Origin of the sequence: Stenotrophomonas sp. ISL-67 (genome assembly GCF_018612915.1) — a bacterium.
In the GTDB taxonomy this organism is placed as follows: domain Bacteria; phylum Pseudomonadota; class Gammaproteobacteria; order Xanthomonadales; family Xanthomonadaceae; genus Stenotrophomonas.
Genome location: NZ_JAGGRL010000010.1, coordinates 35,733 through 60,614, shown reverse-complemented (window position 1 = coordinate 60,614; position 24,882 = coordinate 35,733). Strand labels below are relative to the sequence as shown.

At 67.3% G+C, this 24,882-nt stretch carries 22 protein-coding genes and 1 tRNA gene; 9 read left to right on the top strand and 14 right to left on the bottom strand.

What is annotated here, in order from left to right; all coding sequences use genetic code 11:
* Positions 1-159: 159 nt before the first annotated feature.
* Together J7J08_RS11735 and kdsA are read right to left on the bottom strand one after the other, a co-directional pair.
* A tRNA-Arg gene (locus tag J7J08_RS11735) sits at positions 160-236 on the bottom strand.
* Between the two features lie 123 nt (positions 237-359).
* Positions 360-1,205, bottom strand: a complete 846-nt coding sequence (kdsA, locus tag J7J08_RS11730; RefSeq protein ID WP_214905598.1) for a 3-deoxy-8-phosphooctulonate synthase — start codon at positions 1,203-1,205, stop codon at positions 360-362.
* Positions 1,206-1,408: 203 nt separating this feature from the next.
* On the opposite strand from kdsA, the gene J7J08_RS11725 reads away from it, so the two are divergent.
* Genes J7J08_RS11725 through J7J08_RS11695 form a run of 7 tightly spaced genes read left to right on the top strand, consistent with a single transcriptional unit; the run spans position 1,409 to position 7,853 of the window.
* Positions 1,409-2,941: an aldehyde dehydrogenase family protein gene (locus tag J7J08_RS11725; protein ID WP_214905595.1), complete on the top strand. Its 1,533-nt coding sequence runs from the start codon at positions 1,409-1,411 to the stop codon at positions 2,939-2,941.
* On the top strand, positions 2,941-3,708 hold the full coding sequence (locus J7J08_RS11720; RefSeq protein WP_214905592.1) for an SDR family oxidoreductase: 768 nt from the start codon (positions 2,941-2,943) through the stop codon (positions 3,706-3,708). The genes J7J08_RS11725 and J7J08_RS11720 overlap by 1 nt, the downstream gene beginning before the upstream one ends.
* Before the next feature lie 51 nt (positions 3,709-3,759).
* Positions 3,760-4,044, top strand: coding sequence for a DUF4190 domain-containing protein (locus tag J7J08_RS11715; protein WP_214905589.1), 285 nt, complete (start codon positions 3,760-3,762; stop codon positions 4,042-4,044).
* A 7-nt stretch (positions 4,045-4,051) separates the two neighbouring features.
* Positions 4,052-4,822 (top strand): class I SAM-dependent methyltransferase, encoded by a 771-nt coding sequence (locus J7J08_RS11710; RefSeq protein ID WP_214905586.1) that lies wholly within the window; start codon positions 4,052-4,054, stop codon positions 4,820-4,822.
* A gap of 9 nt (positions 4,823-4,831) precedes the next feature.
* A complete protein-coding gene (locus J7J08_RS11705) occupies positions 4,832-5,887 on the top strand; it encodes a quinone-dependent dihydroorotate dehydrogenase (RefSeq protein ID WP_214905583.1) in 1,056 nt (351 codons plus the stop codon).
* Positions 5,884-6,933 (top strand): UDP-N-acetylmuramate dehydrogenase, encoded by a 1,050-nt coding sequence (gene murB / locus J7J08_RS11700; protein WP_214905580.1) that lies wholly within the window; start codon positions 5,884-5,886, stop codon positions 6,931-6,933. Before J7J08_RS11705 ends, murB begins: the two co-directional genes overlap by 4 nt.
* Positions 6,934-6,965: 32 nt before the next feature.
* Positions 6,966-7,853, top strand: coding sequence for a DMT family transporter (locus J7J08_RS11695; protein WP_214905829.1), 888 nt, complete (start codon positions 6,966-6,968; stop codon positions 7,851-7,853).
* 70 nt (positions 7,854-7,923) lie between these two features.
* Here J7J08_RS11695 and J7J08_RS11690 read toward each other — a convergent pair whose 3' ends face one another.
* The 3 genes from J7J08_RS11690 to J7J08_RS13425 all read right to left on the bottom strand — a co-directional run bounded on the left by J7J08_RS11690 (position 7,924) and on the right by J7J08_RS13425 (position 9,825).
* Positions 7,924-8,973, bottom strand: coding sequence for an aminoglycoside phosphotransferase family protein (locus tag J7J08_RS11690; RefSeq protein WP_251006605.1), 1,050 nt, complete (start codon positions 8,971-8,973; stop codon positions 7,924-7,926).
* A 65-nt stretch (positions 8,974-9,038) separates the two neighbouring features.
* Complete coding sequence (locus J7J08_RS11685) at positions 9,039-9,560, bottom strand: DNA-binding protein (protein ID WP_214905577.1); 522 nt, start codon at positions 9,558-9,560, stop codon at positions 9,039-9,041.
* Positions 9,561-9,582: 22 nt separating this feature from the next.
* On the bottom strand, positions 9,583-9,825 hold the full coding sequence (locus J7J08_RS13425; protein WP_251006604.1) for a hypothetical protein: 243 nt from the start codon (positions 9,823-9,825) through the stop codon (positions 9,583-9,585).
* Between the two features lie 239 nt (positions 9,826-10,064).
* Between J7J08_RS13425 and J7J08_RS11680 the strand changes: the two genes are divergently transcribed.
* Positions 10,065-13,154, top strand: a complete 3,090-nt coding sequence (locus J7J08_RS11680; RefSeq protein ID WP_214905574.1) for a discoidin domain-containing protein — start codon at positions 10,065-10,067, stop codon at positions 13,152-13,154.
* A 40-nt stretch (positions 13,155-13,194) separates the two neighbouring features.
* On the opposite strand, the gene J7J08_RS11675 is transcribed toward J7J08_RS11680, so the two are convergent.
* The 9 genes from J7J08_RS11675 to J7J08_RS11635 form a co-directional block, all read right to left on the bottom strand.
* A complete protein-coding gene (locus tag J7J08_RS11675) occupies positions 13,195-14,163 on the bottom strand; it encodes an ABC transporter substrate-binding protein (protein ID WP_214905570.1) in 969 nt (322 codons plus the stop codon).
* A 22-nt stretch (positions 14,164-14,185) separates the two neighbouring features.
* On the bottom strand, positions 14,186-15,925 hold the full coding sequence (locus J7J08_RS13450) for an amino acid ABC transporter permease/ATP-binding protein (RefSeq protein WP_214905567.1): 1,740 nt from the start codon (positions 15,923-15,925) through the stop codon (positions 14,186-14,188).
* Positions 15,922-16,467 (bottom strand): GNAT family N-acetyltransferase, encoded by a 546-nt coding sequence (locus J7J08_RS11665; RefSeq protein ID WP_214905564.1) that lies wholly within the window; start codon positions 16,465-16,467, stop codon positions 15,922-15,924. The genes J7J08_RS13450 and J7J08_RS11665 overlap by 4 nt, the downstream gene beginning before the upstream one ends.
* Entirely contained in the window at positions 16,464-17,675 is a 1,212-nt protein-coding gene (locus J7J08_RS11660) for a M20 aminoacylase family protein (RefSeq protein ID WP_214905561.1), read from the bottom strand. The genes J7J08_RS11665 and J7J08_RS11660 overlap by 4 nt, the downstream gene beginning before the upstream one ends.
* Before the next feature lie 10 nt (positions 17,676-17,685).
* Complete coding sequence (locus J7J08_RS11655; RefSeq protein ID WP_214905559.1) at positions 17,686-19,029, bottom strand: LLM class flavin-dependent oxidoreductase; 1,344 nt, start codon at positions 19,027-19,029, stop codon at positions 17,686-17,688.
* A gap of 17 nt (positions 19,030-19,046) precedes the next feature.
* Positions 19,047-20,042, bottom strand: a complete 996-nt coding sequence (locus tag J7J08_RS11650) for an MsnO8 family LLM class oxidoreductase (protein ID WP_214905556.1) — start codon at positions 20,040-20,042, stop codon at positions 19,047-19,049.
* 14 nt (positions 20,043-20,056) lie between these two features.
* On the bottom strand, positions 20,057-20,419 hold the full coding sequence (locus J7J08_RS11645) for a DUF3088 family protein (protein WP_214905553.1): 363 nt from the start codon (positions 20,417-20,419) through the stop codon (positions 20,057-20,059).
* 160 nt (positions 20,420-20,579) lie between these two features.
* Entirely contained in the window at positions 20,580-21,152 is a 573-nt protein-coding gene (gene msuE, locus J7J08_RS11640; protein ID WP_214905550.1) for an FMN reductase, read from the bottom strand.
* 11 nt (positions 21,153-21,163) lie between these two features.
* Positions 21,164-23,719: a TonB-dependent receptor gene (locus tag J7J08_RS11635; protein ID WP_214905547.1), complete on the bottom strand. Its 2,556-nt coding sequence runs from the start codon at positions 23,717-23,719 to the stop codon at positions 21,164-21,166.
* A gap of 168 nt (positions 23,720-23,887) precedes the next feature.
* On the opposite strand from J7J08_RS11635, the gene J7J08_RS11630 reads away from it, so the two are divergent.
* Positions 23,888-24,880, top strand: coding sequence for a helix-turn-helix domain-containing protein (locus J7J08_RS11630; protein ID WP_214905544.1), 993 nt, complete (start codon positions 23,888-23,890; stop codon positions 24,878-24,880).
* Positions 24,881-24,882: the final 2 nt, after the last annotated feature.

Genomic DNA, 24,882 nt, shown 5'->3' with positions numbered 1-24,882 from the left:
GGGTGCGGGCACCTGCATTGCAGGCTGCCACGGAGTTTCCAGGCGGCTGTCCAGGGTCAACATATGCAGATCCATCAGGATGGTCGGCGCAAGCTGACATTCTTTCCGTCAATGCACGGCGACAGAAGTGTGCAGGTGGTGTCTGGCGCGCTCTGATGATGGTGACCCCGGCCCGATTCGAACGGGCGACCTTCCCCTTAGGAGGGGGACGCTCTATCCAGCTGAGCTACGGGGCCGTGTGCGGATCAGGCGCGTTGCCTGCCCGCTGGCTGCCGGCACATTGCGTGCTGGCAGCAGTAAAGGATACCCACATTCAGCGACAGGACCAAGGCCAATGGCGCCGCGCGGGTACCGCCGGCTCAGCGGATGTCGAGCTCCGCAAAGCCCTTGACCAGTTCATCCACGGCCTTGATCTGGGCCAGGAACGGTTCCAGCGCGCTCAACGGCAGGGCGCTGGGGCCGTCGCAGCGGGCATGGTCCGGGTCGCGGTGCGCTTCCAGGAACAGGCCGGCCAGGCCCAGCGCCATGCCCGAACGGGCCAGTTCGGCCACCTGGCGGCGGCGGCCACCAGAAGCTTCGCTGCCGGCATCGCGGCGCTGCAGGCTGTGGGTGACGTCGAAAATCGCCGGCAGGCCGCCAGTGGATTCGATCATTTCGCGGAAACCCAGCATGTCCACGACCAGGTTGTCGTAGCCGAACTGCGACCCGCGTTCGCACAGGATGATGTTCTCGTTGCCCGCTTCGCGGATCTTGGACACGATGTGCTTGATCTGCGTGGGGCTGAGGAACTGCGGCTTCTTGATGTTCACGGCACGGCCGGTCTGGGCGATGGCCACCACCAGGTCGGTCTGGCGGGCCAGGAACGCCGGAATCTGCAGCACATCGACCACTTCGGCCACCGGGGCGGCCTGGGCCACTTCATGCACATCGGTGATGACCGGAATGCCGAACTGGCGCTTCACTTCCTCGAAGATCCGCAACCCTTCGTCCAGGCCTACACCGCGATAGGAGTGGATCGAAGAGCGGTTGGCCTTGTCGAACGAGGCCTTGAACACATAGGGGATGCCCAGCTTGGCCGTGACCTTGGTGAAGTGTGCGGCCGCGTGCAGGGTCGAGTCGAGGTCCTCGAGCACATTCAGGCCGCCAAACAGCACGAACGGGAGACGGTTCCCGACGACCACGCCTTCTGCAACGGTAACGTTCATTCAGATTCCTGGGGGCGAACAATGACGCCCATTCTAGCGGGTTGGCGGGGAATGCCACCCGACCAACGGTCGGGCGCTACCAGGGGTAGCCGCCGACCGTTGGTCGGTACCGGCGGACCGTGACGGGTTAGAATCACGGGTCTGCATGCCGCACCCCACCCTGCCAGCGGCTGCGCCCTTTTTGATCCGCAACAGGAGTTTGCATGTCCTCTGACCTGCTCAAGGCGCTCGGCCTCGACGCGACCAACGCTGGCACCTACCTCGGCAACGGCGAGTGGTCCAAGGCCACCGATGCCGGCGTGATCACCCCGGTCAACCCGACCACCGGTGAAGCCATCGCCCAGGTGTACGCCACCACCGACGCCGACTACGAAACCATCGTGGCCCGTGCCCAGGAAGCCTTCAAGGTATGGCGCACGACCCCGGCCCCGCGCCGTGGCGAAGCCGTGCGTCTGTGCGGCGAAGCACTGCGCGCCCACAAGGATGCGCTGGGTTCGCTGGTTGCACTGGAAATGGGCAAGAGCAAGCCGGAAGGCGACGGCGAAGTGCAGGAGATGATCGACATCGCCGACTTCGCCGTGGGCCAGAGCCGCATGCTGTACGGCTACACCATGCACTCCGAGCGCCCTGGCCACCGCATGTACGAGCAGTACCAGCCGCTCGGCCTGGTCGGCATCATCAGTGCGTTCAACTTCCCGGTCGCGGTGTGGGCGTGGAACTCGTTCCTGGCCGCGATCTGCGGTGACGTGTGCCTGTGGAAGCCGTCCAACAAGACCCCGCTGACCGCGATCGCCTCGATGAAGATCTGCAACGACGCGCTGCGTGGCGCCGGCTTCCCGGACATCTTCTTCCTGATCAACGACGCTGGCACCGCGCTGTCGGAAAAGATGGTGGCCGACAAGCGCGTGCCGCTGATCAGCTTCACCGGTTCGACCCAGGTGGGCCGCACGGTCGCTGAAAAGGTCGCACACCGGCTTGGCCGCTGCCTGCTGGAACTGGGCGGCAACAACGCGATCATCCTCGACGAAACCGCCGACCAGAAGCTGGCCATCCCCGGCATCGTGTTCGGCGCAGTCGGCACCGCCGGCCAGCGCTGCACCACCACCCGCCGCCTGATCGTGCACGAATCGGTCTACGACACCGTGCTGGCCACGCTGATCAAGGCGTACAAGCAGGTCGAAGGCAAGATCGGCGACCCGACCGACCCGGCCAACCTGATGGGCCCGCTCAACAGTGATGGCGCCGTGCAGCAGTTCCTGGCCTCCATCGAGAAGGCCAAGGCCAGCGGCGGCACCGTGGAAACCGGCGGCACCCGCATCGACCGCGCCGGCAACTTCGTGCTGCCGGCCATCGTGACCGGGCTGAAGAACAGCGATGAAGTGGTACAGCACGAAACCTTCGCACCGATCCTGTACGTGATGAAGTACAGCACGCTGGATGAAGCCATCGACATGCAGAACGGCGTGCCGCAGGGCCTGTCCTCGTCGATCTTCACCCAGAACCTGAAGGTGGCCGAACGCTTCCTGTCGGCCGCCGGTTCGGACTGCGGCATCGCCAACGTCAACATCGGCACGTCCGGTGCGGAGATCGGTGGCGCGTTCGGTGGTGAGAAGGACACCGGCGGTGGTCGTGAGTCCGGTTCGGACGCATGGAAGGTCTACATGCGCCGCCAGACCAACACCATCAACTACTCCGATTCGCTGCCGCTGGCCCAGGGCATCAAGTTCGACCTGTGATGGTCGAACGCCCCCGCCTGGATTACACCGGCCGCCGCGTGCTGGTGGCCGGTGGCAGCAAGGGCATCGGCCGGGCGATGGCGCTCGCCTTCGCTGCGGCTGGCGCCCAGGTTTCGGTGTGTGCCCGCGGCGAAGCGGGCCTGGCCGCACTGCGCGATGATGCCGCTGCACAAGGGCTGTCGCTGCACACCGAGGTCGCCGACCTTTCGCGCGTCGACGATATCGAACGCTGGCTGGGCAGTGCTGCCGACGCGTTCGGCGGCATCGATGTGCTGATCAACAACGCAACCGGCTACGGTATGACCGATGACGAAGCCGGTTGGGAAGCAAGCCTCGGCGTGGACCTGATGGCGGCGGTGCGCGCCTCGCGCCTTGCCCTGCCCTGGCTGAAGCAGTCGGCCGACGCCTGCATCCTCAACCTGGCCTCGATCGCGGCCCAGCAACCGCGTCCCGGCGCAGCCCCCTACGGCGCGGCCAAGGCGGCGCTGATGCACTACACCACCTCCCAGGCACTGGCGCTGGCCCCCGACCGGATCCGGGTGAACGCCATCGCCCCCGGCTCGATCGAGTTCGAGGATGGGCTGTGGGCGCGTCGGCGCGAGCAGGACCCCGCGCTGTACCACGGCACGCTGGCCAGGATTCCGTTCGGCCGCTTCGGGCAGCCGCAGGAAGTCGCCGATGCCGCCCTGTTCCTGTGCTCGCCGATGGCGCGCTGGATCACCGGCCACACCTTGAATGTCGATGGCGGCCAGGTGCTGATGGGATAAACCCCCGGCTGGCCCTATCATTCCCTTGTCCCCCCACCTCCCAGGAATCGCATGAGCGTCCCGCCGCGTCAAACCAGCGCCATGGCATTGATCAGCCTGATCGCCGGCATCCTCGGCTGGACCGCCCTTCCCTTCCTGGGCAGCGTGGTGGCGATCATCACCGGGCACATGGCCCGCGCCGAGATCCGCCGCCGCCCACTGGAACTGGAAGGCGACGGCCTGGCCTTGGCGGGCCTGATCATGGGCTGGGTAGTGGTGATCGGCAGCCTGCTTGCGCTGCTGGCCATCGTGCTGTTCTTCGGCGGGTTGGCCTGGTTCGTTTCCCTGCAATCGTGAGGTGCCCATGAGCGGATCGGACGCAACCGAACGTTTCAGCAACCGGGTGGCGGACTACGTTCGTTACCGGCCCGACTACCCGCCGGCGCTGCTGGGTTGGGTGCATGGCCAGATGGGCGTGCCGACCGAAACCCTGGTCGCCGACATCGGCGCCGGCACCGGCATTTCCACCCGGCTGTTCCTGGCCAGCGGCCACCCGGTGATCGCGGTGGAACCCAACGCGCCAATGCGCGAGGCGGCCGGGAAACTGTTGGGCAAGGAATACCTGCGCCTGAAACTGGTGGATGGCACCGCTGAAGCCACCACCCTGGCCGACGACAGCGTCGGCCTGGTTGCCGCGGCGCAGGCCTTCCACTGGTTCGACACCGACGCGGTGCGCACCGAATGGAAGCGCATTCTGCGCCCGGGCGGCCTGGCGCTGGTGTTCTGGAACTCGCGCCTGCTCGACGCCTCGCCGTTCCTGGTCGGCTATGAGCAGCTGCTGCTGGAGTTCGGCACCGATTACACCCAGGTCGCCGAGCGCTACCAGGACGACGAGGCCATGCGCGCGTGGTTCGGCCCGGGCCTGCGCGGCATCGCGCAGTTCCCCAACGCGCAGTACATGGACGCCGATGGCCTGCGCGGCCGCCTGTTGTCGTCTTCGTATGCACCACCACCGGGCCACCCGTGCCACGCGCCGATGCTGGAAGCGCTGCAGCAGCTGTTCGATGCACACGCGGTCGATGGCAGAATTGCGTTTGAATACCAAACCCGTGCCTTCGTCGGCACGCTGGACTGACTGGACGCCATGTACTCGCTTGCCCGACCCTTCCTGTTCTCGCTGGACGCCGAACGCGCCCATGGCCTGGGCCTGAGTGCGCTTGAGCTCGCCTACCGTACCGGCACCACGCCGCTGGTGGCACGCCGCCCTGCCCCGCTGCCGACCACCGTGTTCGGGCTGAGCTTCCCCAACCCGGTCGGCCTGGCCGCGGGCCTGGACAAGAACGGCGAGCATATCGACGCGCTGTTCGCGCTGGGTTTCGGTTTCGTCGAGATCGGCACCATCACCCCGCGACCGCAGGAAGGCAACCCGAAGCCGCGCCTGTTCCGGCTGCCCGACCACCAGGCGATCATCAACCGCATGGGCTTCAACAACCTGGGCGTGGATGCGCTGGTGCGCAACGTCGAGCGTTCCCGACGCCGCGGTGGACTGCTGGGCATCAACATCGGCAAGAACAAGGACACCCCCAACGAGCAGGCGTTCGACGACTACCAGCACTGTTTGCAGAAGGTGTACCCACTGGCCGATTACATCACCGTCAACATCTCTTCGCCCAACACCGCTGGCCTGCGCGAACTGCAGGAAGAAACCGCACTGCGCCAGCTGGTATCCCAGCTTCGCGAAAGCCAGGAAGCGCTCGCCGCCCAGCATGGCAAGCGGATTCCGATGCTGGTCAAGGTCGCCCCGGACCTGAGCGACCGCGACATCGACGCCGCCGCGCGCGTGCTGGGAGAACTGAAGGTGGACGGGGTGATCGCCACCAACACGACCATCGACCGCAGCGCGGTCGCTGCCGACCGGCACGCCAGCGAAGCCGGCGGCCTGTCCGGCGCGCCGCTGCTGGGCCAGTCCACCCTGGTGCTGCGCCGCCTGCGCGCGCGCCTCCCCGAATCCATGCCGCTGATCGGCGTCGGTGGCATCCAGTCCGGTGCCGATGCCGTTGCCAAGATGGCAGCCGGCGCTGCCCTGGTGCAGTGCTACAGCGGCCTGATCTTCCGCGGCCCGGCCCTGGTGCACTACTGCGTCGAGGCGATCCGCCGGCGCCGGGAAGCACCGAGCCGTGGCGCGGTGGCCCCCCTATGAGTACTGCAATGCCTGCCTGGTCACTGACCGAAAATGCCTCGCTGAAGGCCCTCAACACGTTCCATGTCGACGCCGTCGCAGCACAGCTGCTGGAACTGCACGACACCACCCTGCTACCCGACGTGCTGGCCCTGCCCCAGGTCGCCGGCCACCCGCTGCTGGTGCTGGGCAGCGGCAGCAACGTGCTCATCGCCGATGACGTACCCGGCACCGTGCTGGTGTTCGCCAACCGCAACATCGAGGTACTGGAACACCGCGCCGACCACACCGTGGTGCGTGCCGGCGCGGGCGTGGACTGGCACGGCCTGGTGATGTGGTCGCTGCAGAACGGCCTGTCGGGGCTGGAGAACCTGGCACTGATTCCCGGCACGGCCGGCGCGGCACCGATCCAGAACATCGGCGCCTACGGCGTGCAGGTGGATGAGTTCATCCAGGCGGTGGAAGCCTGGGACCGCCAGAACGGCGAATGGGTGCGGCTGGACGCCGAAACCTGTGCCTTCAGCTACCGCGACAGCGTCTTCAAGCGCGATGCGGACCGCTACCTGATCAGCGCGATCGAACTGCGCCTGCCGCTGCTGCATGACCTTCGCCTGGGCTATGCGGGCATTGCCGAGGAAATGCAGGCGATGGGCGTGGAGCTGCCGGTGGCCGCCGACGTGGCCAATGCGGTGATCGCGATCCGCCGGCGCAAGCTGCCCGACCCGGATGTGCTGGGCAATGCCGGCAGCTTCTTCAAGAATCCGGTGCTGCCACTGGAACAGGTGGAGGTGCTGCTGCAGCACTTCCCCGGCCTGCCGGTGTACCCGGCCGAACAGGACGACCGGCGCAAGCTCTCGGCGGCGTGGATGATCGAAGCCTGTGGCTGGAAGGGATTCCGTGAAGGCGATGCCGGTGTCGCGCCACAACACGCACTGGTACTGGTCAACCATGGCGACGCCACGGGCGCCGAACTGCTCGCACTGGCGCGGCGCATCTCCGCATCGGTGCTGGAGACATTCGGCGTTCCCATCGAGCCGGAGCCGCGCCTGATCGGCGCACAGTGGTGACCCTTCAGCTCGCCCTTCCAGCGCCGACACCGATGCGTGCGGCGCTGCTGATGCTTGGCAGCACCCTGGCCTTCGGCTTGATGGCCGTGGCGATCCGCTATGCCACCCGCTACGTGCCCACCCAGGAAGTGGCCTTCTTCCGCAACGCGTTCGGCCTGCTGGCCCTGCTGCCGTTCCTGTTGCGCCCGGGCAGCTCGCCGTTCCGCACGCAACAGCTGCCCCGCTACTTCGTGCGCAGCCTGATCGGGCTGGCCTCGATGCTCTGTGCGTTCTGGGCCATCGGCCACCTGCCGATGTCGCAGGCGATCTCGCTTTCGTATTCCACGCCCTTGTTCGTCACCATCGCCGCGGTGCTGTTCCTCGGTGAAACCGTGCGGGTGCGCCGCTGGGCGGCGGTGGTCTGTGGCTTCATCGGCGTGCTGATCATCGTACGACCGGGCGCTGCGACGTTCAGCCCAGGCGCGCTTGTGGCCGTGCTGGCTGCGCTCCTCAGCTCGCTGGTGGCGATCCAGATCAAGCAGCTGACCCGCGTGGACGGGGCCGACACGGTCGTGTTCTACACCTACGTGTTCTGGGTGCCGCTGTCGCTGGTGCCCGCCCTGTTCGGCTGGGCCTGGCCCAGCGGCGTGGCGTGGGTCTGGTTGGCCGCTACCGGCGTGCTTGGCACGCTGGGCCAACTGCTGTGGACGCGTGCGCTGCGCCTGGGCGAAGTGTCGGCGTTGACCCCGATCAGCTTCATGCAGCTGCCGCTGGTCAGCCTGTTGGGCTGGCTGCTGTTCGATGAAGCGCTGGACCGCTGGACCGTCACCGGGGCGGGCATCATTCTTGCCGCCAATGCCTACATCGCCCACCGCGAAGCGGTGCTGGTGCGGCGCGCGGCGTCGAAAGCCGCCACGGCCGGCGCAAAGCCTGGCGAGTAAGCGTCACGACTGTCCACTTGCTGCGGAATTACCAGGTTTACTGGCCAGTTCTGGCGTCTTCGCGGCTGCGTCATGCGGCGGCCCTCCAACTGCGGGCCGCCGCGTCGACCACGTTGCCCGGCGCGAACTGTTCCTCCATGTAGCGCAATGCCTGCCGCCGCTGGCTGGGTGGACGCGATGCCGCGCCCGGCTCAAGCAGCAGGTCGTGGAACTCCTGCAGGTCGTGCAGGATCCGCCAGTGCCGGTAATACGCCAGCCGGACCGGGTCGAGCGCAACCGCACCGTACCCTTCATGGAACCGCGGCGGATCATCGCGCCCCCAGCGACCGCCGACGCCGGCACCGACGAACATCAGGTCGCGCTCGCGTGGCGCCAGCACCATGTCGTCCCAGTCGATCAGGTGCAGCCCCCCATCGGCGCGCAGCAGCAGGTTGCCCGCGTGCGGGTCACCATGGCATAAGCCCCGCGACCAGCGCTGCCCGGCCAACCGCTCACGCAGGGCGACGCAGTGCTGCCAGACCTCGGTAATCGGCGCTTGTCGCTGCCGCCACACCCGGCGGTACGCCTCGGCCAGGGCGTCGGCAACCGGCCAACGATCATCGCCGCGCCGCAGCCACGCCCCGACCCGTTCCACCGCCGTGTCGTCATCGAATCCGGGCTGCGCAAGACCCGACGCCAGGCCGGGCGGCAACGTCGTGTCGTGCACGCGACGCAACACCTGGCCCAGTCGGTACCACTGCACCTGTGACAGCGCCACTTCGAAACCCGACTCGCCTTCCACATAGGCAAACAGCGTCCACTGCAGGCCTTCGGCATGGGTGGCCGGGGCGCCATCCAGGGTGGGCTGCGGGGCCACCACCTCGTCCAACCCGAGCGAGCAGCGCAGGTACTGGACGACTTCCCACACCGCATCAGCCACGGCATAGCGGCGGCACTTCAACCACCAGCGCGTGCCATCGTCAGAGCTCACCTGGTACACCGTGGCGCCCGCGTCGGCACCCGCCGGGCGCTGCATCACGTGGCTGACGTGCACGCCATAAGCCTGGGCCAGCACTGCGCCAATCTGCGAAGAAGACAATTCCTGTGGATGCAGCATCACTCCGCCGTGGCGCACGAACATCGCACCACTATCTCAGAATCAAGTCCGCACACACAGGGAAACGCGTCACGAAGAGATGCAATGGATCAGATCGCTGCAGCCTGCACCGCAGGCTTCGGCCCGGAAAGCCTCAGCCCCTCCTTGGCGACATTCACCTCGAGCGCGACCCGGGCAACCTCCACCAGCCCCGCCGTGAGCGCATATCCGCCGCGTGCCTGCAGCCACGCCAGCACATCGGCCAGATGCCAGATCGAGGTGCTGCCATCATGTACGGGCAGCGGGAACGTATCGGGGTAGGCCAGCATCAGCTTGCGCATGTTCTGCCGCGATACGCCGACCAGCGCGGCAACGTCGGTGAGGCCGACCAGATCGGGTGTCACCTCGATCAGCGTCGCGCTGGGCACAGCCCGGCGAACATCTTCCAGCGCGCTGCGCACTGCAGCGTCGGCACTGTCCGCTTCACGCGTGAACTCCAGTGCGATGCGGCCCGGCAACCCGGCTCCGATCAGGGCGTCATCGCAGCCATGCTCCCCCAGCTGCTCCACCAGCGCCTGCAGGTCGCCGTTGGCGTCTGCCAACTGGTACTTCAGGGTAAACATGTACTCCATGATCCGGCTCCTGGGGAAATGATCAACTGCGCTTCGCGCAGTTGTCTACGACGCGGCGCAATGCATCCGCATGGTTGCCTGGATTCTTCGGCGTGCTCCAGATGCTGGAGATGCAGAATTCACCACACCGGCAGTCCCGGTCGTTGAAGGGGCAATAGATTCGCCCCCACGCATGGCTTCCTCCAACCGCTACCCGCCATCCCATTGCTTCAGCGTGTGCGATGGCGGCTTCAACCTCTCGTTTGGGGTGCTTCGGTCTGACCATCAGGCGGCTCCAGTGTGGCGCCGTGAACCCGGGTTGTCAAGTGACAACCCGCACATGTGTTCGGTATCGCCCGATCCTGCTGCCCTGATCCACTCGCTTCCACCGTCGCGTGAAGGATTTGTGAGGCCGGACACCCTTCATCGCGCTTCCATATTGCGTCGCGTCATGTAACCGATTACATCCCCTGTTAGCGTTGACCCGGCCTCATCGGCGAGGCATATCAATCGAGGAACTCGTTGATGGGTTTGTATGTTGATCGGCGCGTGGTGCAGCTTCTCCTGCTGGGATGGGTTGTCGGTTTCTCCTGTTCCGCCCAGGACCTGCCCGACCGTAGTCAATGGCGGGCCAGCAGTTCCTCCCAGCAGGTCCCCGCCATGGCGGTGAGCCACCTGATCGACGGCGATCCGAAGACCGTCACCGGCGGTGCGTTCAGCCCGGGCCACTGGTTCCAGGTCGATCTGGGCAAGCCCAGCGCGCTCAGCGGCACCCGCCTCACCTGGGACGTCTCGAACCCGGAGGGCTACACCCTGCAGACCTCGCTGGATGGCAGGCAATGGCAGACCGCCTACACCATGCGCGATTCGATCGGCGGCATCGAAACCCTCTACTTCGCGCCCCGCCAGGCCCGCTACCTGCGGCTGGCCAGTCCCGAGCGCACCTCGGACTGGGGCGTGTCCATCTTTGAACTCGAGCCACTGGACCAACGCGCAACGGCCCGCATTTCCGGGCTGGATGCGACACAAGCAGCGGCGCTGTGGCAAGGCGGCAGCGCGGTTGCCATCCCTTCCGACAAGGACGGCCGCCATGTGCTGGACATCGCCCTGCCAATGGCCGTTGCCACCACCGGATTGGCCGTCGACTGGGCTGGCGCGCACGACAGCGCCCGCCTGCAGGTACGGGACGCCCGAGGAAGCTGGAGCGATCTCGCACAGGACCCCCAGGCCGGCAGCCGACAGCAGAGCTGGCTGGCGGGCACCGCGCCGGTGACCGCCCACGCCCTGCGCCTGCAGGTGGAAGGCGACGCACCGAAGATCGCGCGCCTGCGCCTGCTCGGCCCGGCGGCGGTAATGACGCCGATGAAGCGCTACCAGACCGTTGCAAGCGGCGCGCAGCGCGCGTTGTTCCCGGCCTCGCTGCACCTGCAGCAGACCTACTGGACCGCAGTGGGTGTGCACGGGGGGCTGCAGAAATCGATCTTCGACGAGTACGGCAATATCGAGGCGTTCAAGGGCGCACCGCTGGTACAGCCGATCTGGCGCAGCGCGGATGGCAGCGCCGCCGGTGCCGCGGACCACCCGGTGCAGCACGCCCTGCGCGACGGGTGGAAGCCGATGCCCTCGGTCACGTGGCAGCCGCAGCCGGGCCTGGAATTGACGAGCGAAGCCTTCGCCGCAGAGCTGGGCGGCCAGCCGGTCACGTTGGTGCGTCATCGCCTGCGCAACGTGGGCACCACCCCAATTGCCGGCAGCCTGGCGCTGGTGACGCGCCCGATGCAGATGAACCCGCCGTGGCAGAACGGTGGGCTCTCGCCGATCCACAAGGTGGCCGTCGAGAGCTCGACGGTGCGGGTCAACGGTCGCTCGCTGCTGCACTCGCTGACGCCGGTGGGTGCTTCGGGCGTGGCACCCTTCGGCACCGATGGCAGCACCGAGATCACCGCAGCAGTGGCAAGCGGCGAACTACCCACCCCGCAGCAGGCCGATGATCCCGATGGCTTGGCTGCCGCAGCGCTCTCTTACCGCGTCCAGCTCGCGCCCGGCGCCACCCGCTCGGTCGTGGTTGCCTTCCCGCTGGGCACCGCTGCCGCCAACAGCGACGGCGCACTACCGGAGCCGCCACCGATCGCGTTCGGCATCAAAGAGCGCGATCCGGATACCGTCTTCGACGCCCTGGCCACCCGCGTATCCGACGACTGGCAGAAGCGGCTGGGCCAGGTCGGGCTGCGCCTGCCCGACCCCTCGCTGGTGGACATGCTGCGCGCCCAGGCGGCGTACATGCTGATCAACCAGACCGGCCCGGCCATGCAACCGGGACCGCGCAACTACAACCGTTCGTTCATCCGCGATGGCATGGCCACCTCGGCAGTGCTGCTGCGCATGGGGGAATCGCGCATCGCGCGCGACTACCTGGCCTGGTACACCGCGCACGGCGTGCATGCCAACGGCCTGGTCTCGCCGATCCTCAACAACGACGGCAGCGTCAACACGGGGTTCGGCTCGGACATCGAGTACGACAGCCAGGGCCAGTATGTTGCGCTGGTGGCCGATGTCGCGCGGCTGGACGGCGGCCCGGAATCGGTGCGCGCCTACCTGCCGAAGGTGAAGGCCGCCCTGCAGTTCCTGCAGGAGCTGCGCGAACGCACGCTGGTGCCCGGCTACATGGCCAGCCAGCCGGCGCCGGAACGGTTTGCCGGCATCCTGGCGCCGTCGATCAGCCACGAAGGCTATCCCTCGCCTACCCACAGTTACTGGGACGACTACTGGGGCCTGAAGGGCTGGCATGACGGTGCGTGGCTGGCCGAATCACTGGGTGATCACGAAACCGCGGCGTGGGCGCGCGGGCAGTACCGCGCGCTGCATGACGCGTTGGCGGCGTCGATCCTCGCCACCATGGCGTGGAAGGGCATCGACTTCATTCCCTCTTCCGCTGATCTCGGCGATGGCGATCCCACCGGCGTTTCCATCGCGCTGGATCCCACCGGCGCGCAGGACGTGCTGCCCGAGCAGGCACTTCGCACCACCTTCGCGCGTTACCTGGAGGACGTGCGCAAGCGCAACCAACCGGATGCGCTGTACGCCTATACGCCGTATGAAATCCGCAATGTGCTCAGCTACGTGCACCTGGACCAGCCCGAGGCCGCCGATGAGCTGCTGCAGGGCCTGCTGCGCGACCGCCGGCCGTTGGAGTGGCAGGTATTGGCCGAAGTGGTGCATTCACGGCTGCGCTTCCCGCGCTACCTGGGCGACATGCCGCATACGTGGATCGGTGCCGAGTACGGGCGCACGTTGTTCGGCATGCTGATGCGCGAGGACGATGATGCGCTGTCCCTGCTGCCGGGCACGCCGCCGTCGTGGCTGGCCGGTGACGGGCTGGCGGTGGAACGGTTGCCGACGGCGTTCGGGACGCTGCAGATGGAAGCGGTACAGCGTGGCGACACCCTGATGGTGACGTTGGGCAAGGGACTGCGCAAGGACGCTGCGGTTCGGGTGTGGTGGCCTTCGCGCACCCGGCCCAGCCAGGTGCGTGTGGATGGGCGTGTCATGCGGGATTTTGATGAGAAGGGGGTGCTGGTCAACACCCCGTTCCGGATGCTTGAGGCGGTCTGGTGACCGCGCTTGATGCCGGATTTCAGCCACGCAGGGCGTGGCTCTACGGGGCGGGTAGGCCTGGGGGGTTGGTTTCCGAGCGCGCTACTGCTTCTTCGCCTACGTTCCAGCGCTTCAGTGCCTGGGCGTAGGTGCCGGAGTCTATCTGGGTGTTGAGGGCCTGGGTGATGGCGGTAGCCAGGCCGCTGCCCTTGCGCGTGGTCACCGAAATGGCCGCCGCGTTGGGCCAGCCACCCGGGAACAGGCCGATCCGCCGCACCTTGCCATCGCGCGCCGAGTACGCGCCGGTGGCGTTGGGCTCGAACGATACGTCGGCGCGCCCGGTGATCACGGCCAACCGGCCCACCACCGCGTCGTCGAAGTACTGGTATTCCACCGGTTTCAGGCCGGCGGCGATGTTCTGCTTGTCCCACTGGCGCAGGATCTGGTCCTGGTTGGTGCTGGCCCCCAGCACCACCTTCAACCCTGCCACGTCGGCCGGCCGCTCGATTTTCTGCAGAGGGCCGTCAGTGCGGGTGTAGATGCCCAGCAGGTCGAAACGGTAGCTGGAGAAGTCGAATTTCTGCTTGCGCTCTTCGGTGACGGTCACGTTGGACAGCACTGCGTCGTACTTGCCCGACGCCAGTCCCAGTGGCCAATCGGCCCAGGCCACCGGCACCAGCACCAGCTTCAACCCCAGCCCATCGGCGATGAGCTTGGCGATATCCGGCTCGACGCCGATGATCTTCTTACTGTCGGCACCATAGTCGGCGAGGGGCAGCTGCCCGGGGTGCGTGGCCACCGTCAGCGCGCCCGGGGTGACGAACGCGTAGCCCGCCGGAATCAATGCCTGCGCCGTGGGATCAGGCGTACCCACCAGTGCGGCCACGTCGGCCTGGCGGGACGCGGCCACTGCAACCGGTTCGGGAGCGGCGGTTACGCGCGAATAGACGATGGCACCGATACCGGCAATCAATGCAGTGGCGACGACAACGGTGCGGACGGGAAGACGGCGGGTGCGCGGGCTGCTCATGGGGATTCCTGGAAGGAGGCGGTCATAGCGTCTTGGCAAGGAACGCTGCGGTGCGCTGCTCGCGCGGGCGGTCGAACACCTGCGCTGGCGGCCCCTGCTCGATTACCCGTCCCTGGTCCATCATCACCACGTGGTCGGCCACCCGCCGCGCGAAGCCCAGCTCATGGGTGACGATGACCAGCGTGGTGCCCGACTGCGACAGTTCTTCGATCACGCCGAGCACTTCAGACACCAGTTCCGGGTCCAGCGCCGACGTCGGCTCGTCGAACAGCAGCACCTTCGGCTGCAGCGCCAACGCCCGTGCGATGGCCACACGCTGCTGCTGTCCGCCGGAGAGCTGGCGTGGGAAGGCATTCGCCTTCTCCGACAACCCTACGCGTTCCAGCAGGTCATGTGCCTGTTGTTCGGCCTGCGCACGCGATACCCCACGCACGGCGATCGGTGCTTCGATGATGTTCTCCAGCACGGTCAGGTGCGGGAACAGGTTGAATGCCTGGAACACCATGCCCACCTCCGCACGACGGCGGCGGATCTCGGCTTCGGGCAGTTCGTAGAGAGTGTCGCCCTCGCGGCGATAGCCCACCAGCAGCCCGGCCACGGTGATGTAGCCGCCGTCAGCACGCTCCAGGTGGTTGATCAGCCGCAGCAGGGTGGACTTGCCGGCGCCCGACGGACCGACCAGCACGGTGACGCTGCCGGCCTTCAGTTCCAGCCGCACATCATCCAGCACGGTGGTATCGCCAAAGTGTTTGCTCACACCCTGCAGCGATACTGCCGCGCCCTGCCCCGCCACCACCGGGCGTGCACGCTCCGGCCTCGGGGCGACGCGTGGCGCAGCACCCGGCATACTGCGCGGTCGTGACACCACCGGCGAAACATTGCGGTCACGTTGCAGCTGGCCACGCGCGAAGCGGCGCTCGATCCGGTGCTGGGCCAGCGACAGCGCGGTCAGGATCACCAGGTACCACACCGTGGCCACCATCAGCAGCGGCACCACTTCCAGGTTGCGCCGGTAGATCACCTGCACGGTGTAGAACAGTTCCGGCAGGGCCAGCACATAGACCACCGAGGTGCTCTTGGCCAGTCCGATCACATCGTTGAACGCAGCCGGCAGGATCGAGCGCATTGCCTGCGGCAGGATGATGCGGCGGATCTGGCGGCCACGCGGCAGGCCCAGGGCAGCGGCCGCTTCGTACTGGCCATGATCCACCGACAGGATGCCGCCACGGATGACTTCCGCCGAGAACGCGGCCTGGTTCAGGGTCAATCCCAGCACCGCCGCGGTGAACACGCCGATCAGCTGCGTAGTGGGATAGGAAAACAAGGTGATGGCGGTGAACGGCACATCCAGCGCAATGGTGCTGTAGAGGTAGCCCAGGTTGTTGAGCAGCAGCAACAGCACCAGCAGCGGGATCGAGCGGAACAGCCACACATACCCCCATGACACCGCCGCCAGCAGCGGCGATCCCGATACCCGTGCCAACGCCAGCAACGTGCCGAGTGCGAAACCAAACGCGGTGCCCAACGCGGTCAGCCACAGGGTTCTTGCCAGGCCCTCCAGCACCGGCCGCGCAAAGAACCACTCGGCAAACGTGCCCCAGCCCCAGCGCGGGTTGCCCAGCACCGACTGCACCGCCAGCAGGATCAGCGCCAGTGCCAGCAGCGTGCCGAACAGCTGCAATGGGTGCCGCGCCGGCACGATGCGCAGGGGCGCCGGTGCGGCCGCAGCCAAACCGCCGAAGGCGGACGAAGGCGCGCTCAAGCGTGTACTCCGTGCACTGCAGCGGGTACGACCTGGCTGGATGCGTGCGCTGCCGCCAGGTGCTTTTCGAACGGCAGGTGGGCCACGGTTTCCGGATCGGCCTGGAGATCGAACAACGCGGTGTAACCGTGGCTCAGGTACAGCCCGACCGCTTCGGGCTGGCGGAAGCCGGTGGTCAGGTATACGCGCCGGTAGCCCTGGCGCAGCGCTTGGTCTTCCAGCTCCTGCAGCACCCTGCGGGCGATGCCCTGGCGGCGCAGGCCGGGCAGCGTCCAGATCCGCTTGAACTCCGCGGTGTCCGGGTCACGATGCGGCATGAACGCGCCGCCGGACACTGCATGCCCATCGCGCAGCAGCAGGACGAATGCGCCAACGGGCGCAGCGAATGCCACGGCGGGATAGCGCTGCAGCTCTTCGCGGGCCGTGCCGCCGATGCGACCCTGCACATCGGCGTAACGGTGCTCGTACTCCTGCTCCAACCCGTCGAACAGGGGTTGGGCCAGCGGGTCGTTCACCGAGGTGTACAGGAAGCGCTCGCTCATGTCGTGGACTCCACCAGATAGTGTTCGGCCAACCGTGCCCACAAGCTCGCCGCCGGGGCGATCGCTGCGTCATTGAACACATAGCGCGGGCTGTGCAGCGGCGCGCTGTCGCCGTTGCCGACGAACACGAAACTGCCCGGGCGCGCCTGCAGCAGGAAGGCGAAATCCTCGCTCGCGGTGCGCGGCGCGAAGGATTCCTGCACGTGTCCGGGTCCGAATGCGGCACGCGCCACCTCGCGGACCAGCGCGGTCTGTTCGGGGTGGTTGATGACGCTGGGGAAGCCGCGCGGGAACGAAATCTCCGCGCGCGCACCCAACGCGGCAGCCGTGTGCTCGGCGATGTCGATCACCCGCCGGCGCAGCGTGTCGCGTACCTCGGGCAGGTACGCACGCACGGTAAGCGTCAACTCCACCACGTCGGGAATCACGTTGGCAGCCTTGCCGCCGTGGATCGAGCCCACCGTGACCACGCCCATCTGGCGCGGATCCACGTTGCGCGACACCACGCTCTGCAGCGCGGTGACGATATGCGCCGCCGCCAGGATCGGGTCCACCGCGTGCTGCGGCTCGGCGCCGTGCCCCCCGTTGCCCACCACGCGCAGCTGCGCCCAGTCCACCGATGCCATTGCCGGCCCATCGACGAAACCGAAGTGACCGGCGGGCACGCCCGGCCAGTTGTGCAGGCCATAGATCGCATCGACCGGGAAACGCTCGAACAAGCCGTCGGCGATCATCTTCGACGCACCCGAGCCGGTCTCCTCCGCAGGCTGGAACACCAGCTGCACGGTGCCATCGAAGCGGCCATGGTGTGCCAGATAATGCGCCGCCGCCAGCAGGATCGCGGTGTGCCCGTCATGGCCGCAGGCGTGCATCAAGCCGTCGCGCTGGCTGGCATAGGCGAGGCCGGAGTCTTCGTGGATGGGCAGCGCGTCGATGTCCGCGCGCAGGCCAAGGCGCCGGGTGCCCTGCCCTCGCTGCAGCGTGCCAACCACACCGGTGCCACCAATACCGATGGTGACCTGGAAACCCCACTGCTGCAGCAGCTCGGCCACCCGCGCACTGGTGCGATGCTCCTCGAAGGCCAGCTCGGGGTGCTGGTGCAGGTCGTGGCGGATGGCGATGGCGTCGTCGATGCGTGCGGCGATCTGCGGCAGGATGCCCGCCATGGTCGCAGGCAGATCCAGGGGTGGGCGGTGCAGGACGGTCATGGCATCGCCCTCAACCGGCCTTGCGAGCGGGCACGGCGTCGGCCGCGTAGCGGCTGGCCTTGCGCGGCAGGCCCAGGTGATCGCGCAGCGTGCCCCCGTCCAGCGTGCCGCGGTGATAGCCCCGCGCTTCGAGGATGGGCAACACCTGCCCGACGAAATCGTCCAGGCCTTCGCGCTGCACGGAGAAGCCAAGGATGAAGCCGTCACTGGCACCGGCCTCGAACCAGCGGATCAGCTCGTCGGCCACGTGCTCGGCGGTACCGATGAAGTTTGGCCGTGGGCTGACCGCCTGCAGCGCCACCTGGCGCAGGGTGAGGCCCTGCTCGCGGGCGTCCTGCTTGATCTTGTCGGTGGTGGAACGGAACGAATTGCTGCCGATATCGCCCAGCGCCGGGAACGGCGCATCCGGTTCGTACTGGGTGAAATCGTGGTGGTCGAAGAAACGGCCCAGGTACGCCAGCGCGTCATCGAGCGTGGCCAATGCCGCAATGGCCTGGTACTTCGCTTCCGCGTCTTCGGCGGTGCGACCCACGATCGGGCCGATGCCAGGGAATATCTTCACATCCGCCGCGCTGCGGCCGTGGGCGATCGCGGCATTCTTCACCTTCTGGGTAAACGCGCGGGTTTCCTCCAGCGACGGTGCGTGGGTGAACACCGCATCGGCGTACTTGCCGGCCAGCGCAATGCCATCGTCGGATGCACCGGCCTGGAAGATCACCGGTTGGCCCTGCGGCGAGCGCTGGATGTTGAGCGGCCCTTCGACCTGGAAGAATTTCCCCTTGTGGTCGAGGCGGCGGAACTTCTCCGGTGCGAAGAACGTGCCGCTGTCGCGGTCGCGCACGAAGGCGTCGTCGTCCCACGAATCCCACAGCCCCTGGACTACCTCCAGGTACTCATCGGCAATCTGGTAGCGCAGCGCGTGCTCGGGGTGCGCGCGGCCATAGTTGCGCCCGGACCCCTCCAGCGGCGAGGTCACCACGTTCCAGCCGGCGCGCCCGCCGCTGATCAGGTCCAGCGAGGCGAACTGGCGTGCCACCGTGAACGGATCGCTGTAGGACGTGGAGAGCGTGCCAGCCAGGCCGATCTTCGACGTTGCCGTGGCCAGCGCCGACAGCAGCGTGATCGGCTCGAAGCGGTTGAGGAAGTGCGGAATGGATTTCTCGTTGATGTACAGCCCATCGGCAACGAAGCCGAACGCGATGCCGTGGTTTTCGGCGGTACGCGCCACGTCGATGTAGTACGCGAGGTTGACGCTGGCATCGGCCACGTTGGACGGATGCTTCCAGGCATGCATGTGGCTGCCGGGGCCCTGCAGCATGATGCCGAAGGGAATGGGGCGCGGGGTCCTGCTCATGGCGATGCTCCTGCGGGTCAGGCCACCGCCGCGCGGGGCGCGGGCGACAGCAGTTCAAGTGAAGTGAGGCGTGCATCGACATCCGCCACCGGCGCGTCGAGGATGAACTCGCCGACGCCGAAGCGCTGGTGCAGCTCGTCCAGTGCACGGCGTACCTGGTGGCCATCGCCAGACAGCACGCTGGGATGGGTTTCCTCGATGCGGTAGTCCGCCACGCCCACCTGGCGGGCGTACTCGGCAGCGGCCTCGGCGCTGGGCAGGTTCACCGTCTGCCCCGGGCCCAGGTGCAGTTTGTAGATGCGCAGTGCACCCAGCTGCGCGGCAGCGGCGTCGGCACTGCGCGCGGCGAAGGCCACCGTGGCCAGCAGCGGCGCCTGCGATGACACCTCGCGGTACGCACTGAACGCCGTCTCGATGCTGCGCGGGTCGCCATCGAAATGCGCTGCGTAGACGAAGCCCCAGCCCAGTTCACCCGCGAGCCGCGCGCTCTGCGCGCTGGCCCCGAGCAGGAACCGCGCCGGCCCGGTCTGCGGCAGTGGCCGCGCCTGCGCATTGGCATGCGGATGATCGGCTGCCAGGGTTCCGGAGAGGAAACCTTCCAGGTCCTGCAGCTGCTGCTCGAACGGGCCCGCTGGCGGGCGTCCCGCGGCCAGTGCGGCCGTGGACGCGGGAAGCCCGCCCGGTGCCTTGCCCACGCCCAGATCCACCCGCCCCGGTGCCAGGCTGGCCAGCAGGTTGAACGTTTCGGCCACTTTGTAGGGTGCGTAATGGCGCAACATCACCCCCCCGGTTCCGACCCGGATCCGGCGCGTCTGCGCCAATACCCACGCTGCCAGCACTTCCGGCGCCGGGCTGGCCAGCTGCGGCGCAGCGTGGTGCTCGGCGAACCAGTAGCGGTGGTAGCCCAGGTGTTCGGCATGCAGCGCCAGCCGCAGGCTGTCGCGCAGCGCCTGCTCGGCGGTACCGCCTTCGCGTACCGGGCTCTTGTCGAGCACGCTGATCAGATAGCTCATCGCATCGTCCTCGCTCAGGGATGGGCCACGGGAATGCCGAGCAAACCGTTCAACGCCGCCAGGATGGGTTCGGCCCCGGACACCACCTGTCGCGCTTCGTGCGTACCCGTCGCATGCGCCGAGCGCACGCCCTGCGGCAGCACCAGCTTGGGCAGCGACTGGTCGTGCTCGCCGATCTCGGCGATCACCTCGCGACGCGGCCGGGCGAACCCGATCCGGCGCACATCCAGCTGCGTATCCAGTCCGTCGATGCTCGACAGCGCCCCCTCCAGCAGCAGGCTGTGCCGGCAGAAGAATCGCTGCCCGGGCAGCTGGCCGTCTTCGAATTCACGATCCAGCAGGAACAGGATCGGCTTGTGGATGGGCTGTGCAGACACGAAACGCTCCTCGATCTGGCCGGCACCAAGGTGCCGTTGGACTATCGATGCTAGAGAAGGACCGGCGCGGAACTGCGCCGTAATTCGACAATCGGCGGTCGGATCCGGCCACGCAAATGCGCGTTGGCCATGACCAGACTGCCGGTGGTTATGGCGTTGCCTAGGCGATCCGCCGCAGCACCACCGGGGGTGCTGCCTGCAGGTGGCTGGCGGCGCGTTCTGCGGCCAGCTCGATGCGCGCCTGCAGCGCGACGCTGCGGATCTCCGCCTCGTCGAAATCGGCGGGCGTGGCATACACCCCGATCGGCAGCGTGTGCGCCTGCAGGAAGCTGAACAACGGCCGCAGTTGGTGGTCGATGACCAGCGCATGGCGTTCGCTGCCGCCGGTGGCAGCCAGCAGCACGGGCGTGTCCACCAGCGCGTCCAGCCCGATGAAATCCACCAGGTGTTTGAATAGGCCTGGATAGGAGCCGCGATACACCGGTGTGGCCGCAATCAGCAGGTCGGCCGCTTCAATCCGGGCCAAGGCCTGTTCGATGCGCGGCTCCACTTCGTCGCGCGCCAGGGCCTGGCCCAGCGAACGCGCCATCGGGGCCAGTTCGATCAGCTGCACGTCCATGTGCAACCGAAGCCGAAGCTGGTCAAGCAGGTGGCGCACCAGCAGCACGGTGCGCGAGGTGGCCGAGCTGGTCGGCGAACCGACCAGAGCAACGACATTCAAGGCGGTGGACATGCAGCTCTCCCTCAGAAGCGGTAGTGGACGCGGCCGTACCAGAACGCGCCGATGGTGCTCAGCACATCGCCGGTGTCCCAGGTGGTTTCGATGCTGGCCACGTCGGTGGCGCTGCGCGCGTGCTCGGGCACCTTGCGGGTGCGCTCGTCGAACAGGTTGTTGATGCCCAGCGTCGCGCTCCAGCCCGAACCCAGCTCGACGCCGCCGGACAGGTTGGTGACCAGCACCGGCGGCTGCCGGTACTCCACCCCGTTGTTGAGCCGCTTGATCGGGCCGTACCAGGTGAAGTCGAGGTTGGAGCGCCAGCGGCCCTGCTGCCAGCCGAGCCCGGCCACCTGCGTATAGGACGGCGTGCGGAAACGCAGCGCGTACTCGCTCGATTTCGTCAGCAGGTTGATGTTGGGCAGGCCCTGCAGCACCACCGGGATGTCACGCACCTTCTGGATGGTGGTGCGTCCGACGTTGGCGGCATAGCTCCAGCGCAGCGTGCCCCACGCTGTCTCCTGGTTCGCTTCCAGGGTCAGCTCCACCCCGCGCGTACGGGTATTGCCCACGTTGGTGAAGTAGCTGGCATAGAACGCATCGCCCGGCAGGATGCTGATACCGGCGCTGGCCAACAGGGTATCAATCGTAGTGACCTGCGCCGGCGTCAGCACCGTGCCACTGTTGTCGGTGATGCGGTTGGGGTCCTGCGCGTTGTAGCCGATCTGGCTGGACTGGCCGAGCTGACCACGGATGTCGATCTGGTACGCATCCAACGCCAAATGGAAGGCCGTGCTGGGATCCCAGGTGACACCGAGGCTGTAGTTGTTGGCCTTTTCCGGCTGCAAGGGCGTTGCGCCGAGCGCAATGGCCGCCGGTGAAGAGACCTGCGCCACCAGCGTGGTGCCGCACGGGCAGCTGCCGGTAGCCTGGTAGTACTGCGCGCCCAGGCTGGGGGCATGGAAACCGTTGCTGACCGTGGCGCGCACGCCGAAGGCATCGGTGAAATCAAAGCGCGTGGTCAGGCGTCCGGTGGACACGCTGCCGAAGTCGGAGTGGTCTTCCCAGCGGGCCGCCGCGTCCAGGTACCAGCGCGAGGTGACGTTGGTGGCCGCCCCGGCGTACACCGCCTTGCTGTTGCGCGTGGCCTCCACAGCGTCGGCGGTGGAATAGCCGACGAAGGCAGCGGCGCCGAAACCGGTGTAGGACTCCCACTGCCCTGCCCCGCGTTCGTACTTCTCATGCTGGTACTCGGCACCGGCGCTGACCTGCAGCGGCGATGCGAAGGCGGCCACGTCGAAACCCCGGCGCAGGTCCAGGTTGGCGATGCGCTGCTGGTAATCCAGCCGGCCCACGTAAAAGTCCGTGGGTGCACCGGGATAGATCAACGAGAAGTTGGCCGAATCGCGGGTGTAGGTGCGCACCGTGCTGCGGTTGGCGGTGAGGCTGGTGTCGTACTCCCACCCTGCCAGGCTGCCTTTCACCCCGGCGCTGCCGGTGGTCTGCTTTTCCTTGGTCTGCAGGATCGGCAGGAAGCCATCCGGCCATACGTTCAACACGGTGGGTGCCTTGTAGGTGCCGAAGATCGTCGCCGGCAGGCGGAAGTTCTGGATCGCCTGCGCGGTGCGGTCGCTGGCCGTGGCGGTGGCGTAGAACTGCGCGTTCTCACCCAGGCCGTGCCCGACGTTGGCGGCCAACGCCTTGAGCGTGTATGACGGCGAACTCAGGATCGTGTTGGCTTCCGGGTTGCGGGTGGCCTCGGCCGGGTTCTCGGTGGTGTTGGGCGGCAGCCGGTTGTTGGGAAGCAGCGCCACCGGATTGCCGTCGGCATCGATCGCCGGGTAGCTCAGGTAGTCATCGATATACCGACGCGGCCGGATGGCGTGGTGCTGGCGGGTGTACTCACCGGACAGGTTCACGAAACCATCCGCGCCCCACGGCAGGCCGACGTTGGCGCGCACGCTGGTGCGGGTGCCATCGCCGTCGATGCTCTGCCCGCTCTCCACCGAGACATCACCGCCCTGCGCCTGCGACTTGAGGATGACGTTGATCACCCCGGTGATCGCATCCGAGCCATACAGGGCCGAAGCACCATCGCGCAGCACTTCGATATGGTCCACGGCCGCCACCGGGATCAGCGCAAGGTCGGTCCAGGCATGGCCCGGGAAGCCGCCACCGTTGGCGCCGCTGACGTAGGCGCTGGCATTGCGACGCTTGCCGTTGACCAGCACCAGCGTGTAGCCCGGCGACAGGTTGCGCAGCTGGTACCCACGAATCAGGCTTTCCTGGTCGCTCTGGTAACCGCCGATCTGGCTCAGCGACGGCAGGCTGCGCTGCAGCGCTTCGAGCAGGTTGGCCTGCCCGGTCGCGACCAGGTCTTCCCCCGACACCACGTCGATCGGCGTGGAACTGTTCTTGACCGTGCGGTTGCTGGCGCGCGAGCCGGTCACCACTACCGCATCAAGCGTGGACGCAGCGGCCACCGACGACGTGGCCAATGCCTCGGGCGGGGTATCGGGACCGGCGGCGATTGCCGGCGCGGCCAGGACGAAGGCGATCATCACGGAAAGCGGACGCAGCAGCATGTCGGGACCTGATCGAGGACAGGCCCCCATTCAACAAACAGCGCTCACCCCGCAACAGCCGCCCACACGCCATCCACCCGCAACATCGCGCCACCCACATGACCACAAGGAATAACCACGTAGCGACACGCCATGCGTGTCCCACGTAGACCCGGATAGCATCAGGTCATGCCACACCCCCACCCGCCCCCCACCATCGCCATCGTCGCCGCCCACGGCCAAGGCCTGTTCGAATTCGGCTGCGCAGCAGGCCTGTTCGCCCCCATCCGCCCCGAACTCGACGTCCCCTGGTACACCACCCAGCTCTGCGCCGCCGAACCCGGCGCGCTGCGCATGCTCGGCAGCACCCAGGTGCAGCTCCCACACGGACTGGAAGCGCTCGACCATGCGGACACCATCATCGTCCCGGGCTGGCGCGACCCCGGCGAACGCCCACCACAACCCCTGCTCGACGCACTCCTCCGCGCACACAGACGTGGCGCGCGCATCGCCTCGATCTGCTCCGGCGCGTTCGTGCTCGCATGGGCCGGCCTGCTCGACGGCCGCAGCGCAACCACGCATTGGCGCCTGACCGAAACACTCGCACGCGACTTCCCCGCCATCACCGTGCGCGAGGATGTGCTTTACGTCGACACCGGCAGCATCATCACCTCGGCAGGCTCGGCAACCGGCATGGACATGATGCTGCACCTGGTGCGCAAGGATTACGGCGCGCACGTGGCCAACCTGGTAGCAGAACGTCTTGTGTTGGCGCCCTGGCGCGACGCCGAACGCAGCCAGCGCGTGGTGCGCTCGATACCCAACGGCGAGCCCACGCGGCTGGCCCGCCTGATGGAATGGATGCGCCGCAACCTGCGCGAAGACCACTCGCTGCGCAGCCTGTCCGGGCAGGCCGCACTGAGCCAGCGCACGCTGCAGCGCCAGTTCCTCGAAGCCACCGGCCTGTCACCGATCGACTGGCTGATCCGCGAGCGCGTGGCCTTCGCGCGCGAACTGCTGGAAACCACCGACCGCCCGTTGCACTGGGTGGCCGAACAGGCAGGTTTCGGCTCGCAGGAATCGTTCCGCCGGCATTTCCGTGGGCAGACCGAGCTCAGCCCCACGACCTACCGCGAGCAACACCGTGGCAGCACCAATGCCTATGCGTTGACCGGCTGCTGACG

Bases quoted from the DNA above. Each gene is read 5' to 3' on its own strand.
- kdsA (WP_214905598.1), bottom strand. From the start codon at position 1,205: ATGAACGTTACCGTTGCAGAAGGCGTGGTCGTCGGGAACCGTCTCCCG.
- J7J08_RS11725 (WP_214905595.1), top strand. From the start codon at position 1,409: ATGTCCTCTGACCTGCTCAAGGCGCTCGGCCTCGACGCGACCAACGCT.
- J7J08_RS11720 (WP_214905592.1), top strand. From the start codon at position 2,941: ATGGTCGAACGCCCCCGCCTGGATTACACCGGCCGCCGCGTGCTGGTG.
- J7J08_RS11715 (WP_214905589.1), top strand. From the start codon at position 3,760: ATGAGCGTCCCGCCGCGTCAAACCAGCGCCATGGCATTGATCAGCCTG.
- J7J08_RS11710 (WP_214905586.1), top strand. From the start codon at position 4,052: ATGAGCGGATCGGACGCAACCGAACGTTTCAGCAACCGGGTGGCGGAC.
- J7J08_RS11705 (WP_214905583.1), top strand. From the start codon at position 4,832: ATGTACTCGCTTGCCCGACCCTTCCTGTTCTCGCTGGACGCCGAACGC.
- murB (WP_214905580.1), top strand. From the start codon at position 5,884: ATGAGTACTGCAATGCCTGCCTGGTCACTGACCGAAAATGCCTCGCTG.
- J7J08_RS11695 (WP_214905829.1), top strand. From the start codon at position 6,966: ATGCGTGCGGCGCTGCTGATGCTTGGCAGCACCCTGGCCTTCGGCTTG.
- J7J08_RS11690 (WP_251006605.1), bottom strand. From the start codon at position 8,973: ATGTTCGTGCGCCACGGCGGAGTGATGCTGCATCCACAGGAATTGTCT.
- J7J08_RS11685 (WP_214905577.1), bottom strand. From the start codon at position 9,560: ATGGAGTACATGTTTACCCTGAAGTACCAGTTGGCAGACGCCAACGGC.
- J7J08_RS13425 (WP_251006604.1), bottom strand. From the start codon at position 9,825: ATGGTCAGACCGAAGCACCCCAAACGAGAGGTTGAAGCCGCCATCGCA.
- J7J08_RS11680 (WP_214905574.1), top strand. From the start codon at position 10,065: ATGGGTTTGTATGTTGATCGGCGCGTGGTGCAGCTTCTCCTGCTGGGA.
- J7J08_RS11675 (WP_214905570.1), bottom strand. From the start codon at position 14,163: ATGAGCAGCCCGCGCACCCGCCGTCTTCCCGTCCGCACCGTTGTCGTC.
- J7J08_RS11665 (WP_214905564.1), bottom strand. From the start codon at position 16,467: ATGAGCGAGCGCTTCCTGTACACCTCGGTGAACGACCCGCTGGCCCAA.
- J7J08_RS11660 (WP_214905561.1), bottom strand. From the start codon at position 17,675: ATGACCGTCCTGCACCGCCCACCCCTGGATCTGCCTGCGACCATGGCG.
- J7J08_RS11655 (WP_214905559.1), bottom strand. From the start codon at position 19,029: ATGAGCAGGACCCCGCGCCCCATTCCCTTCGGCATCATGCTGCAGGGC.
- J7J08_RS11650 (WP_214905556.1), bottom strand. From the start codon at position 20,042: ATGAGCTATCTGATCAGCGTGCTCGACAAGAGCCCGGTACGCGAAGGC.
- msuE (WP_214905550.1), bottom strand. From the start codon at position 21,152: ATGTCCACCGCCTTGAATGTCGTTGCTCTGGTCGGTTCGCCGACCAGC.
- J7J08_RS11635 (WP_214905547.1), bottom strand. From the start codon at position 23,719: ATGCTGCTGCGTCCGCTTTCCGTGATGATCGCCTTCGTCCTGGCCGCG.
- J7J08_RS11630 (WP_214905544.1), top strand. From the start codon at position 23,888: ATGCCACACCCCCACCCGCCCCCCACCATCGCCATCGTCGCCGCCCAC.